Here is a 14,230-nt window from a genome sequence, read left to right on the forward strand (position 1 = left end):
GGTTTGCGTTTCTAGGCGGATTTATACAGAAAAAGCCGGATACGTTTCGTGGTGGGATCATATAGCACGATGGCCGGATACGTATCGGTGGCAACGATCTTGCTCACTTCGGCAGTGGCCAGCGTGGGATCTGCGGTTACCGGCTTACTGTCTTTCCCTTCGTCGAAGGTCTCAAATAAACTTAACGAGGGTTGACTCTCCGCATTGACGGCTCCCCCGAACAGAAGATGATGGGTGTCTTTTGGATCGACCCAGATCCCATAGATATACATATACGGAACGGCAGGATTGGCTTCCTCGGCTTTAAAGATGAATTGGGGGGTGGGGGCGCTTACTTTGGCCAGAGCCCCTTCCTGCCCTACGTAAATGCTGTTGCCGGTATAGGTGTGGGTCTGCAGTTCGACCGGCCGTCGATTGCCGAAAACGCCCATATCCACCACTTTGGTAAAATTTTTCAGCTTCACCGGATCGCTCGGGTCTATATCATAGCGGCCCAGCCAGGCATCATCGAACGGATTTTCACTCCCCTGAAAAATCTGGCCCGCGTTATTGGGTAGAAAAACAATCGTGCTTCGATAACCAAGATCGCTATGTTGCTCGTGATTCATTCGTTGCCAGTTCAGGCCTCCATCGGTCGATACGGCGATCATAGTGCCGCCAATATTGGCATAGATCTGATCGGGATGATTGGGCCTGACGGCCAGACTGACGTAGGTTTCATACCGATTTTCCAACTCATCGTAAACCGGTGATTGGGCCGCCTGCCAGCTTAGCCCGCCGTCGTCGGAGATAAATAGGGTTTTTTCCGGGGAATGTTCAGCGGGTTTAATACCGGCAAACAGCTTGTTTTCAATCGTAGGATGCCGGAAAATACAGGAGACCCGTTTCCCCTCAAGGCCGCTTCGGGACCATTCTTTGGTGAGCAGATTATTCTTCCACAGGCCATCCGATGTGGCCACAAAGACAAAATGGTTCTGGTAGGTGGCCGTTTGGAATTCATTTTCCGCAAATTCAGCATGCCCCTCTACCGGTACCGGAATCGAGCCATGATCAATGAGTGTACCCGGGCCCGTCTGTGGGCTGACACCAGCATGGTCCTGGGTCATGCAGCTTAGGGTGATGACTAGAAACGTACTGAAAAGAGCTAGCTGACGGATGTGTTTAGTGGCTGTTTTTGGCATGGTAGAGCTTACGTAAAAAAGAGAAATCGGGACGAACGGATGCGCTACCGCCAGTTTAATTGGCCAGCAGCGCAACCACCGGGGCCGGAAAGCCAAAAGCCTCGGTATAATACGCGATGGTATGCTGGTACTTGGCCTCGGCAAAAAAACTACCCGCCCCACCGGGATAGACATTCGGGCTGCCGGAAAAGACAAATTCCCCCTCAGGCGCAATCCGCCGGTAGCCTTTCCGATCGATCAGCTCTTTAGCCGCATCGAACTTGAGCTGATCGCTGAGCGATAACCGAAACCCTTCCTTACCCCCCGGGTTGAACGGCGGGCTGTTTTGGTAAAGCGACGGGATCTTGGCGAATTGATCTTTCTGCCAGGCATGGGGCACGATATCATGGGCGTTGATGACCGAATGGTAGCGGGTGCCAAATTTCCGGGCCGCATAACCGGCAAATTCCTCGTCGCCGGGGGTCGGGCCGGCAATGGGGTAAACGCTCACCTGAAGGTTGTGATCGCCCATCTGCTCGTTCCACTCGATGCAATGAAGGGCCATCAGCGGACACAGGGCTCCCCCCAGGCTGTGGCCGGTAAAGGCAATATCGGCTGGACCAGCCTCGGCCAGTGTTCCCAGAAACTGGAGCAGGGTTTTGCCCGTGGCCGGATCGGCCATGGCGTTCAGGATACTGAAACCCAGGGCACTGCCCGCGCTGACTTTGCCACTTTTGGGTCGGCTCCAGGGTTTTTGGGTGCCCCAATTGGTTTCGTCGAACACATTGAGATCTTCCCACAGGGCGCCTTTCCTGGAAACCGCATTCGTTCCCGCTATGGCCACTACGTAGAGCGGCTTGCCCGTAGCCTCGTCGGTACCCCGGGCCACGTACATCGTGTTGTCGGTCACAAAACTATCGACTTTGCTGGTGCTGAATTTTTTGATGCTGTTCGAAATGGCGGGTCCCCAGACGACCTGCCAGTCGGCGCCCAGAAAGGCCCGCACGTCGGCATTGGTTTGCAGAGCCTCATTGATGCGCAGCGTGTTTTGGCTTAACTCGGCCTCCGACGCAGCCACCAGGTCGTAGTTGACATCGGCGAACATTGCCAGCAGGGCAATGCGGTTGTGGGTATCGGTTGGGGATGCCCCTTGCCCAATTTCCGGCGGCAGCAGATGGTCGCTACAGGCCGCCAGGGTAACGACGCCCAGCAACAGTAGGGCAGTAAACGGAGATTTCTTTTTCATGATTTTTCGGTAGGGATTGGCCCACATTCGCCCAATCAGATGACAGCTGGTCCGGGCATATTACCAGTGCCATTTTCAATCAGCCGTTTAGCGAAGACAATGGGGGCTATTTCGCGCGCTTCCAGACCATCCCAATCCGTCTTTAACTCGTCAGTGATTAAATCCGCTGGTATGGCAAGGCCCGGACGTGTTTGGGCAAAATCAGCCGCCGAGCGTTCTGTGGGGCTTTTACTTAGTGCGGGAAGCGCCTAAATCCAAACACGATGCAATTGGCGTATTGCCCTAACTGTTCATTGACTCCTTGAATGTAAATACTCGACAGCGCATAATTATCATACGCAACATATTGCTGGAATTGTCCTGGTTTCTGGCCCAACCGCGCCGATAAGCTGCCGTCGCTAAATGTGAACTGAAGCGTGTTGATAACCATCGTGAAGTTCCGTTCCGCAGCATAGTCATAGGACACGGAAACACCAAGAATCGGCTGGCTCGGCGATAGGTCATATGTGTTCGGATTGCCACTCTGCGTATCACCCATCCGGGGCGTGGTAGTAGCCCCATTGGGTCCGTAACCGGCTGGGTAGGTTAGCTGGACCGCACCAATGTCCTTGCTACCCCATACGGTTAGCTGAGTCGGAAACGCGTTTGCCTGTGAGGGTAAGGCGACGGTGGGATGATCACCAAAGTATTTATAAGTATTGCCAAAGGGGTCTGAGTAAATTTCGCTGTCAAACAGCCGATAGTTTACTGGCGCTCCATCGGGAAATTGGGTTGTATCATAAAATATCCACGTATCCGAATAATCAAGAACCATCATCGTCATAAAGCGATCATAAGCGTTGATGGATCGAAACGGCTCGACGGTATGGTCATCTCGCGTTGTAGTCAGTTGAATGTTTCTGCCATTAGTATACCAGGTCGTGGTATATTGTAAGAACTCCGTAATCTTATTGCCCAATACAGTATAGTAAGCTTGAATCTCGCCATCGGTCATCCCCCAACTGGTCCCAAACTTCATCGCGTCGCGGAGTAGAGCCAGATACATGTTGGCATACTGGGTAAATAAAGGCAACAGCAATATCTCGTACCCTGGTTGTTGGAAATCGCGTTGAAAAATACCAAAATCATTATAAGCATCAATCCAAAACTTCTTGACATCCACCTTCAAATCGACTTGTGTCTTGTAATTGGATACAGCAGTACTCAAGCCCTGCAGTCTACCTGTTGCCTGACTGTAATTGTTATCGGCGATCGATTGATTTACTACTATTTGCACTTGGTTTTTGACCTTGTCCCACGGGGTGTCTCCTGAATTGGGCCAAACGATTTTAGCTATTAAGCTAACCAATGCACCAACCTCGGGTATCTTTCCAAGCCCTGTGATGACGGCTTCTTTTATAAGCTCATTCCAATCGATGTCCGGGTCGCCTACAACCGGAGGGTCGATTGGCGGAATGTTGTGATCGGTACAGCTTTGCATCATTAGGCTAGGTAAAAGAAAGGCACTGCCAAAGCCCCAGGCTGAGCGTTCCAGAAATTGTCGGCGCGTAGTTAAATTGGTTTGTGAAAACATGGTAGTCGTCGTTAAACGGATGGAGAAAGTTGACTGATTCAGAGTGGCTCGCATCGGGGCGCCAAAGCGGCATAACCCTGTCAGCGTAATCATCATTTAGGTGTTGGCAGGAGATTATACCACGTAATTTTATAGGCAATAGGCCAACCCAACGAACAGGCTGGACTTCCACGCGAAGACTCGAATTCCTGATGTAGTGGCCCAGGCTGGTTGCCCGGGCCATTGATCCATTCACCTGCTGGAGAAAGCAATGCGGGCTATTTTAAGGCTTTTGCACGCGCTTCGACATCCGCCCAGTACGCTTTGCGAGCCGCCTTTAACTCGTCGGTGATCAGATCAGCCGGAATGGCAACTTTGGGATGGGCTTTGGCTAAATCGGCCATCGATTGCTCTTTTGGGCTTGTTATATACAGGGTTTTCACGGCTCTTAAGCTCATCTTTGGATCTGTCCAGGGTGCGAATCCAAACACCACGCAGTCCGCAGTGCCCGTGCGCTTATTAACTCCGTTGACATGAACTCTGGACAGCGCCCTATTGGGAAACCCAACCCAATCCGACCAATAGCCAACCTGGTCATAGGCTCCATCATTTGTGCCTAGTACATCTGTTGTTCCTCCATCCGCAAACCCGAACTGTATCTGAGCGAGGAGATAATCAGGAGTGTTAAAATAATTTCCGTCATACCAAGAACTGACTGAAGCCCGGGCAGCCGTGATAGGAATGCCGGGTATTGGAACGATACTTGTACCACTACCGCCACTCTGATTGCCCATTCGAGCTGTTTGGGTCATACCGCCAGGTCCACTACCGGCTGGGTAGGTTACCTGAACTCCGTCAATCCGGTCAGAGGACCAGACCACTATGCCGGTCGGAAGCTGGGTCGGCACAGGCAGCGCTAAAACAATATCTCCACTGTTATAGCATCTGCCATAGGGTTGCGAGTAGATTTCACGGGTAAACGACGCAGTTGATCCATTCGGATATTTAGTGACATCATAATAAGGCCACATATCCTGATAGTCAAGGACCATAGTGGTTATCCCGCTGACATATGAATTTACGGTTCTGAACGGCTGGCACAGCTCATAATTTGGCTTCGTAGCGACTTTCAAGTCTTGCAGATGTTGCAAGACAAAATAATTGGGCCAGTCGATAAAATCTGCGATCGCATTTTGTAAGTCGGTTCTTAGTTGCTGAATGTCACCATCGGGCATACCCCAGCTTGTCCCGGTGAGTTCTTCAAAACCTCGCTCCTTAGGCAGTAGCGGATCGCGTAATAAACTCAGGTACAGGTTGGCGAACTGGCTAAACAAGCCTAATAGCGGCAACTCGTACCCTTTTTCTCGAAAATGGCCAAGTGCACCAACAAACGCCCCTCGGGCGTCCCCCCATCGTTCTAGGATTAACTCTGGGGTACCGGTTTTGAGCTCATTCAGATAAAGCGTTATGTAGCCAATTAAGCCATAGGGTATAGGGGTCAAGCCGCCTAGATCGTCGGATACATTCTGGTAGACTTCAGCAGCTATGTCTTGCTGGACCAAGGCTTCCACCTGGGTTTTGACCTGGTCCCACGGACTTGGCTGATCGTTGGGCCAGAAGATTTTAACTAAACCGCTAAGAATTCCACCGACTTGGGGGACCATACTAAGCGCACTGGAGACGAGTATTTTGGCGTCGTCATTCCAGTCAATTTGCGGATCGCCTAAAAGCGGAGGATCTGTCGGTGGCTTGGTTGGATCAGGAATAATATGATCGGTCATACAGCTTTGCATCATTAGGCTAGGTAAAAGAAAGGCACTGCCAAAGCCCCAGGCTGAGCGTTCCAGAAATTGTCGGCGAGTCGTCTTACTTGTTTGTGAAAACATGGTATTAGTCGTTAAACGGATGGAGAAAGTTGATTGATTCCGGGTGGCTCGCAGCGGGGCGGCATAGCCCCGTCAGCATAATCATCAATTAGGTGTTGTCAAGGGAATATGCCGCGTGATTTTACAAGCAATGGACCAACCCAACGAACAGGCCGGACATCCACGCGAGAACTCAGAATCCTGATCAATGGCCCAGGCCGGCTGCCCGGGCCATTGATCCATTAACTTGCTGACGAAGGCCCGGCAGTCTATTTAGCGCGCGCTTTAATCGAGTCCCAATACGCTTTGCGAGCCGCCTTTAACTCGTCGGTAATCAGACCCGCCGGTACGGCAAGGCTCGGGTAGGCCTGGGCAAAATCAGACACCGAGCGTTCTGTAGGGCTTGTTACATACACTTTACGAAGCGCTTCCACTTGGGCATCCGGCGATTTCCAGTATGTAAAGCCAAATACAATGCTGTCAGCCGTTCCCAGCACTTTATTTACTCCGTTAATGTGTATACTGGACAAAGCCTCATACGGATAACCGATCCAATCTGTGTTGCTAACGCCGTTAATTGATCCAGCCGTTCCACCCATTACATCTGTCGTTGTCCTGTCATCAAACAGGAATTGCAACTGAGCAACAAGAGGATTACTAACGTAACTATTGTACTTAAACAAAGCATAATAGACGCTGGCCGCAATGATTGGGTTATTGGGCGTATTCGTAATTATACCGCCATGGGGGGGCTGAGTATTGCCCCCATTCTGATTACCCATCCGGGGCGTTGTGGTTAAACCACCAGGACCACTATTGGCTGGGTAGGTTAATTGAACTGCATCAATTCGATCATATCCCCATACAGTTATACTAGTAGGACGCTGCGTTGGCACCGGCGTCGTTATCCCGATCACTCCGCTGTCATCACAACTGCCATAGGGATCCGAGTAGATTTCGCGGGTTATCTCTACCTTTATCGGATTGCCAGGCGTACTTTTGTAAACAGTGACATCATAATAGTACCAGCTATACATAAAGTCAAGGATCGTTAAGGTCATCTGGCGGTCGTAATTATTAACGGTTCGAAAAGGCTCGCACAGATTGTCATTTCGCTTTGTCGAATTCCAGAGCTTTAGTCGACCGTCATTATACGTCTGAGCGGTATAGCGATAATAATCATTGATATTATTTTTTAACGCAGTAGTTATTGATTGCAGCTCGGCCTCTTGCATACCCCATTCACTTCCATGGGCTACCGCATCGCGTAAAAAACCCAGATACAGGTTGGCAAACTGGCTAAACAAGCCTAATAGCGGCAACTGGTACTGAGGAGCTGCAGTTGATTGAAAATGGGGAAGCGCACCATCAAACGCTGTCCTAACTGCCCTCCATTCCCCTCTAATTGCCTCAAAATCTTTAACACCAGGTGTTCCATCTGCATTCTTGGGATTGAGGTAAGTCAGATATGTCGACAGCTGAGTATTCAAGCCATCCAGATCTTCTTGTACATGCTGATAGACACTGGCTGCGATGTCTTGCTGGACCAAGGTTTCCACCTGGGTTTTGACCTTGCCCCATACATCCTCCTTTGATTTAGGCCAAAAGATGTCAACTAATCCGCTAAGAATTTCACCGGCTTCAGGGATCATGCCAAGCGCGGTGGTGACGGCTGTTTTGGCGTCGTCATTCCAATCAATTTGCGCATCGAATAAAGCCGGAGGATTCGTTGGTGGCTTGGTTGGATCGGGAATGACATGGTCTTGCATGCAGCTTTGCAGCAGGCTGGGTAACAGAAATGCACTGCCGAATCCCAGCATGGAACGTTCCAGAAATTGTCGGCGAGTCGTCTTACTTGTTTGTGAAAACATGGTATTAGTCGTTAAACGGATGGAGAAAGTTGATTGATTCCGGGTGGCTCGCAGCGGGGCATCAATGGCGTAGATACATAATGTATACCTACTTAATAGCCCCCTTACGAGACCCTGTGTATGGGACTGGCCGGGGCTTATGGTACGCTGTGCACAGCGGTGGCCAGGAAGCTCAACGGCAGGACAAAATTAGCCGGGCAGCTGCCCGGCCTGGTTGCCTGAATCCGCCAATATGCTTGCCTGAATCCGCCAATTTTGCGTTCCAGGCCGTTTTCAGACACACTTTCGGAAGGTTACTAACAGAATTAGCAGAAGATGTTTTACGAAAGCTAGATTGACTTCAGAGCGAGCCCGGGTGAGCCTATCAGCTGAGAGCGAAACATAATCGAGCGAAGTCAGGTCACCGATGCGTTTACACCCAACTCGTTAAAAGCAGTTATCTGAGCGACACATCGTACCTAATGCCACTACCTGCCGGGAGAAACTCAACTTGCGCAGGGCGGCCTGTACCCTGCGCCGGAATGATGCCGGACCGACCGCACTAGCGGACTGGTTCAGACTAAGGTGTATGGGTACCATATGGCCACAATTCCTTTTCAAGGAGGGCTACTTACCAGGCAAACGTATCTATTAATACGCCCTATTAACTATATTTAAACCGGCTAACCTACCCCCTACACGACATGGTAGCAAGACGTTGGTTTACGGTTCTGTTCATGCTGGCTATGCATTCCTTGGTAGCTCAGCACGTACCCAGTCGTAACCTGAGTCTTCGGCAGGGCTTACCCGAATACTACGTGTCCGGCATCGTGCAGGACAAGGCGGGCTTTATCTGGATCGCCACCCGCGACGGGCTGGCCCGCTACGACGGTCGGCGCTTCAAGCTCTTTCGCCATCAACCCCGTGATCCCAGCTCCTTAGCCAATAACGTGATCTCCTCACTCCAGCTCGTTTCAGACAGTGCCTTGCTGGTCCACCTGGAGACGGGAACGATTCAGCTCTTTAACCCCCAAACCGAACAGGTCAAAGACCTGCTCACTCGCCAGCGGCTCGATCAGGAGCGTATCCCGGTGACTAACATTCTGTTAACGGCCGACCAACGCCATTTTTGGGTTCGTAATGAACGGCAATTGACCGAGTACTCGCTTCGTCAGAATCGATTCACCCGCCACCCCTTACCGAAGGATTTCCTGCCGGACGACGTTTTTGCGGGGAACCATCTGCTGCTGGACTCCAGTCAACACCGCATCTACGCACCCTATCCGGGCGGCATCGCCGAGTTAAACACCCGCACGGGCCAGTACCAGGCCTGGCCCTTCGCCGGTTTAGGGGAGCAGGGGGCCGTCGAAAGCTATCTGGGCATTCCCATTAGCCGGCGGGCGAATGGTGAACTACTGACCGTAGCTCCCGGCCGTTTAATCGCTTTTTCGCCCCATACCCACCGGTTTCGGACCATCTCTATACCGGACAAGCTATCCATCCGGGCCGGCGTGCTGCACGCTGGACTCGATGGCAATACGTACTTTACCTACGGCATGAGCGTGTACCGACTCTCGCCTGACGATACGATTACCCCCCTCTGGACGGCGTCGCGCATCGATTACCAGAACTACTTTCATGCCCTGCTGCTGGACCGCTCCGGTATGTTGTGGGTGGGCACCAACGGCGACGGCGTGCAGCAGCTAGATCTGAAAGCGCTGCCCACCAAAACGTACCCCTACCGGGTCAATTACCTGGTCGATCTGCTGGCCGGTGAGCTGGGACTGACCGTACCAAACTACATCAGGGGCGATGAGATGGCGTACTCGCTACGCTGGAGTGAAGGTGTGCGCTATCTGGCGGGCTATATGGACCGGGCTTACCGGCTGTCGCGCGCGGATTTAAAGCACCACCAGTTTCAGCCTTCGGCCCCTATCTACTCCAGCAATTCTATTCCCGGCAACGGCCTGAAGGTGACTACCGCTGGGGAGATTTGGCTCTATAATTCCTACCGAGGCCTTCTCCAGGTCGATACGACGGGGCGGGTGCTGGCCGAATGGCCGCTGCGACTAGAACGGGTGGGCGATATTCAGCCGATGGGTTCGCTGGTCTGGGTAGGAACCGAGTTCAATGGCCTATACGCCTATGATCTGCGTAGGCGGCGTATCGTGCACCACCTGCGCTTTCAGGCGGCCGATTCCACCTCCCCCATCTCCGACCAGGTTCTGTGTCTGGCGGCTGACCCAGCTGATACCAGCGTACTTTGGGTAGGTACGCAGGAAGGGCTCAGCCGCCTGGACACCCGCAGCCTGCGCTGTCGGAACTGGACCGAGCGGCAGGGCCTGCCCAACGCCACCATTAACACGTTACTCACCGATTCCCACCAGCGATTGTGGTTCAGTACCTTGCAGGGCATCAGCCGACTGGATCCCCGCACCGGGCGGATGCGTCACTTTACCACCGACGACGGGCTGCTCGATATTGAGTACCGACGCCAGCACGCGGCTCAGCTCCCCGACGGGCGGCTGGCTTTCGGGGGCATCACCGGCATGACGGTGTTTAATCCGTTAACCCTGGAGGAATCGCCCCGACCTATCCCCCTGGCCCTGACGGCGCTCAGGATCGGTAATGTGCCCATCGAACCTCGTCCGAGTGGATCGCCCCTGACGCGCTCGATCAACGACACGCCGACGTTACGCTTAACTTATACCCAAAACTTTCTGAGCCTGGAATTTGCCGGTTTACAGTTCAACAAACCCACCACGCTTCAGTATCGCTACCAGCTGGCAGGCGTGGATGCCGGCTGGGTCTACGTGGGCAATCAAACCCTGGCCAACTATACCCATTTGGCCCCCGGCAGCTACGAATTTCGGGCCATGGTCGCCGATGCCTCGGGCCACTGGAGCCCGCTAATGAAAACGCTTCGGATTGTGATTGATCCACCCTGGTGGCAAACCTGGTGGGCGTATGGCGTCTATGGACTGATGCTCCTGGTGCTGATCCGGGCCTACATCCAGTACCGGATCAACCAGGCGCAGCTTGGCCAGGAAATCGCCCTGCAAAAACAGGAGGCCCGCCTGATCCAGCAGAACGCCGACTGGCAGACCCGCTTTTTTACCAACATCACCCACGAGTTCAGAACGCCCCTGACGCTGATCATCAATCCCCTGGAGCGGCTCATGGAGCCCCTCCCCCCTATGTCCCGATCCAGTCTGCAGCAGCAGTACGGGGTGATGTACCGCAATGCCCAGCGCCTGTTACGGCTGATCAATCAACTCCTGGACATCGCCAAGCTGGAAGCGGGCCAACTGACGGTGACCGAGTCGCAGGGCAATCTGCCGGCTTTCGTTGCCCAGTTGGTCGATTCGTTCCGGCCCCGCGCCGAAAAAAAGGGGCTTCAGCTCACCTACGAAGCCTCGGGCCTAACGGCCGATTACCGCTTCGATGCCCATAAGCTGGAGTCGATCGGCTATAATCTGCTGGCCAACGCCCTCAAATTCACCCCCCCCGGTGGACGTATCGACGTGCATCTAAACCCGGAAAACGTCGCGGGTGGACACAGCGGGCTTCAGCTGGTGGTCTCCGACACGGGGGTGGGCATCGCCCCCGAGCAACTGTCCCATATTTTTGACCGGTTTTATCAGGGAGCGAGTGCTAACGCCAGTAGTGGGCCAGGAACGGGTATTGGCTTGTTTGTGGTGGCTGAATTTAGCCGCCTGATGGGTGGCTCGGTCAAGGTCGAGAGTCAGCCCGGGCAGGGCACGACCTTCACCGTAACCCTGCCGCTGGAGCCGGCCGACGCGGTAGCACCCCTGGTGGAGACACTACCCGATCAACCCAGTATTGAGTCCGGGGCCGTGCCTGATCGGTTGGTAGCGCCCGCTACGGCTCCGCTGGTGCTGGTGGTGGAAGACAACGACGAGCTGCGCGAGTTTATCGCCGGTGAGATGGCCGGTACCTACCGGGTGCTCACAGCCGCCAATGGGGAGGAAGGCTGGCAGCTTTGCCTGAGCGAACTGCCTGAGCTGGTCATCTCGGATGTCATGATGCCCAGCCTGGATGGGCCTGAGGTAGATGGCTTTACGCTAGTGGAGCGGATCAAGACCACCCCCCTGACGGCCCACATTGCCGTGATGCTGCTAACGGCCAAAACCATGACCGATTCACGCATCCAGGGCTTATCGGTGGGGGCCAACGATTACCTGACCAAACCCTTCAACGTTCGGGAGTTGCAGCTCCGGATTAGTAATTTGCTTCACCATCAGCAGCAGTTGCGCCAGCATTGGCAGCAGCAGATGAGTCAGTTAGGACAGGGACAATCAGCCCTACCGGCGGCCCCACTGCCCGTCGATGACCCATTCCTGCACAAACTGTATAGTGTGCTGGACACCCAATTAACGAACTCGGCGTTCAGTGTGGAGCAGTTAGCCGACGAGTTAGCCGTCAGTCCAAGGACGCTGCTGCGCAAGCTGACAACGCTGACGGGCAGCAATGCCGCCGAGCTAATGCGCTCGTACCGACTGCAAAAGGCGGCTGCTTTCTTACAGGCTGGCTGTTCGGTGTCCGAAACCGCCGAGAAAACCGGCTTTGAGAGTGTTTCTCATTTCTCCCGCTCCTTCAAAGCGCAGTTCGCCGTTTCCCCCTCGGCCTACGGGCTAACCCGGTCTCAACCCTAATAAAGCGCCCTTTTCGGCTACTTCGTTCGGTTGATTTTGCCAATCAGTCCGGTTTGGCATGCCCTGAAAGGTAACATTGGCGGATTTGGGCAAGTGAATTGTCGGATTCAGGCAACCAGGCCGGGCAGCTCCCCGGGTAATTTTGTCCCGCCGTCAACCGTCATTGTCTCTGCTGATCAGGCGGACGCTTGCCCCGAACTTTTCGCTAATCCATTTTCACGCATGCCAACACCGGTCAGGCTCGTTAACGGGCCGTCTGTCTGAACCGCATTACTAATGGCCTGGCTGCTGTCAGCCTGTCACACCACTTCTCAACCCGAATCAACGCCCCAAGATACCCCGGTTCTGGCTAGCCTCGTCCAGGCCGAAACCGAGCGGCTATCGGCTCAACGAACCTAGCCAGAACCGGAGTGTACTCGTGTATTGGCGGGTGGTCGCTGGTGACTATTGATCGTTTCCGACAGGTACAAACAGACTCATTACGTAAGATAATCCCACAAACTAGCCCGAAGCGACTACGTTGATCCTAACACTCCTACTCTCTATGCGACTCTATTTTAACGATCTAATGTTTGACGGACAATTGATGCGGGCCGTCAATCACGTGTATCATAATGGGGCGGATGTCGGCGAATGCCTGATGACGGCCAGCCGTATCCGTGAAAAAGACACCGAAAGCTGGTACCGTGAATGGACCGCCACCGCCGGGCGAATGGATCAGCAAGCACAAAGCAGCGAGCAGGCTGGCCATTGGGTCAGTGCCCGGGAGGCCTACCTCAAGGCCTCTAACTATTACCGCACGGCCTATATTTTTCTCATCGGCTCACTCACGGACCCACGCGTGAAAGTAACCTACCAAAAGCAGCGCGATACATTTCGCCAGGCCATGCGGTATTCCCCCTATGGGGTGGACGAAATTACTATACCCTATGAACAGACAGCCATGAGGGGCTATTTCTTCAAACCCGATCAATCGGAGGCTAGGCGTCCTACCCTCATCATGACGGGCGGCTACGATGGCACCGCCGAAGAGTTGTTTTTTTTAAGCGGGGAAGCCGCCCTGCGCCGTGGCTACAACTGTCTGCTCTACGACGGACCGGGGCAGGGCGACATGCTGATTGAACAGGGGATTCCCCTCCGGCCCGATTGGGAAAACGTAGTAACGCCCGTTGTGGATTATCTAGCCACCCGCCCCGATGTCGATCAGGCGTGTATCGCGCAAATGGGCATTAGCCTGGGGGGCTATTTGGCCCCCCGGGCTCTCACGCAGGAACACCGTATTTCGGCCCTGATCGCGGATCCGGCCCAGTTCGATTTGTACGATGCGATTACCCGGCGCATGCCCCGTTTTCTGCTGAAGCTTATCCAGAGTGAAAGCCGTTTCAACAATAGGATTGCTCAGATGATCCTCAAACGCATCCTTCAGGACCCCCTGAAAGGGTGGGCGCTACGCCGGGGCCTTGCCGTGCATCAAGCCGCATCGGTGCCCGACTACATTAACCTCGCCAAAACCTTTAGCTACAAACATACCGTGTCGGCTATCCGCTGCCCTACGCTGGTCTGCGCGGTCGAAAACGATGACATTGCCTCGTTCGCCAAGGACGTCTATGAAGGGCTGCGTTGCCCGAAAACCTTTGTTTTCTTTCCCAAGGCCGAAGGAGCCGGTGAACACTGCGAGGGCGGCAATCGCTCGCTATTCAATCAGCGCGCCTTCGACTGGCTGGATGCCGTGTATGGCCTTAATCAGACCAAATCCTGATTTTTCCGAAATTGACGCGTTGCGAATCGGTGGATTATTGACGTTCACTAACGAAAGGAATGTAAGGCTGCCCACTTCCCATGACGACACTCTCTCTTTACAGGTAGCGCCTGTTATCGATC

At 53.7% G+C, this 14,230-nt stretch carries 8 protein-coding genes; 3 read left to right on the top strand and 5 right to left on the bottom strand.

Features of this window, described 5'->3' with window-relative positions; genetic code table 11:
* Nucleotides 1-11: 11 nt before the first annotated feature.
* The 5 genes from ACYVEA_RS32575 to ACYVEA_RS32595 all read right to left on the bottom strand — a co-directional run bounded on the left by ACYVEA_RS32575 (nucleotide 12) and on the right by ACYVEA_RS32595 (nucleotide 7,694).
* On the bottom strand, nucleotides 12-1,181 hold the full coding sequence (locus ACYVEA_RS32575; protein WP_461117558.1) for a WD40/YVTN/BNR-like repeat-containing protein: 1,170 nt from the start codon (nucleotides 1,179-1,181) through the stop codon (nucleotides 12-14).
* A gap of 55 nt (nucleotides 1,182-1,236) precedes the next feature.
* Complete coding sequence (locus ACYVEA_RS32580) at nucleotides 1,237-2,406, bottom strand: lipase family protein (protein WP_461117559.1); 1,170 nt, start codon at nucleotides 2,404-2,406, stop codon at nucleotides 1,237-1,239.
* A 232-nt stretch (nucleotides 2,407-2,638) separates the two neighbouring features.
* Complete coding sequence (locus ACYVEA_RS32585) at nucleotides 2,639-3,979, bottom strand: insecticidal delta-endotoxin Cry8Ea1 family protein (RefSeq protein ID WP_461117560.1); 1,341 nt, start codon at nucleotides 3,977-3,979, stop codon at nucleotides 2,639-2,641.
* Between the two features lie 257 nt (nucleotides 3,980-4,236).
* Complete coding sequence (locus tag ACYVEA_RS32590; RefSeq protein ID WP_461117561.1) at nucleotides 4,237-5,844, bottom strand: insecticidal delta-endotoxin Cry8Ea1 family protein; 1,608 nt, start codon at nucleotides 5,842-5,844, stop codon at nucleotides 4,237-4,239.
* Between the two features lie 248 nt (nucleotides 5,845-6,092).
* Nucleotides 6,093-7,694 carry an insecticidal delta-endotoxin Cry8Ea1 family protein gene (locus ACYVEA_RS32595; RefSeq protein ID WP_461117562.1) on the bottom strand — a complete coding sequence of 534 codons (1,602 nt, stop codon included), beginning with the start codon at nucleotides 7,692-7,694 and terminating at the stop codon, nucleotides 6,093-6,095.
* 683 nt (nucleotides 7,695-8,377) lie between these two features.
* Between ACYVEA_RS32595 and ACYVEA_RS32600 the strand changes: the two genes are divergently transcribed.
* From ACYVEA_RS32600 to ACYVEA_RS32610, 3 genes are all read left to right on the top strand, one after another.
* Nucleotides 8,378-12,349, top strand: coding sequence for a hybrid sensor histidine kinase/response regulator transcription factor (locus ACYVEA_RS32600; protein ID WP_461117563.1), 3,972 nt, complete (start codon nucleotides 8,378-8,380; stop codon nucleotides 12,347-12,349).
* A 276-nt stretch (nucleotides 12,350-12,625) separates the two neighbouring features.
* Nucleotides 12,626-12,748 carry a hypothetical protein gene (locus ACYVEA_RS32605; protein WP_461117564.1) on the top strand — a complete coding sequence of 41 codons (123 nt, stop codon included), beginning with the start codon at nucleotides 12,626-12,628 and terminating at the stop codon, nucleotides 12,746-12,748.
* Nucleotides 12,749-12,893: 145 nt separating this feature from the next.
* Nucleotides 12,894-14,108, top strand: a complete 1,215-nt coding sequence (locus ACYVEA_RS32610; protein ID WP_461117565.1) for an alpha/beta hydrolase family protein — start codon at nucleotides 12,894-12,896, stop codon at nucleotides 14,106-14,108.
* The last annotated feature ends 122 nt before the right edge of the window (nucleotides 14,109-14,230 follow it).

This window comes from Spirosoma jeollabukense, assembly GCF_054777855.1.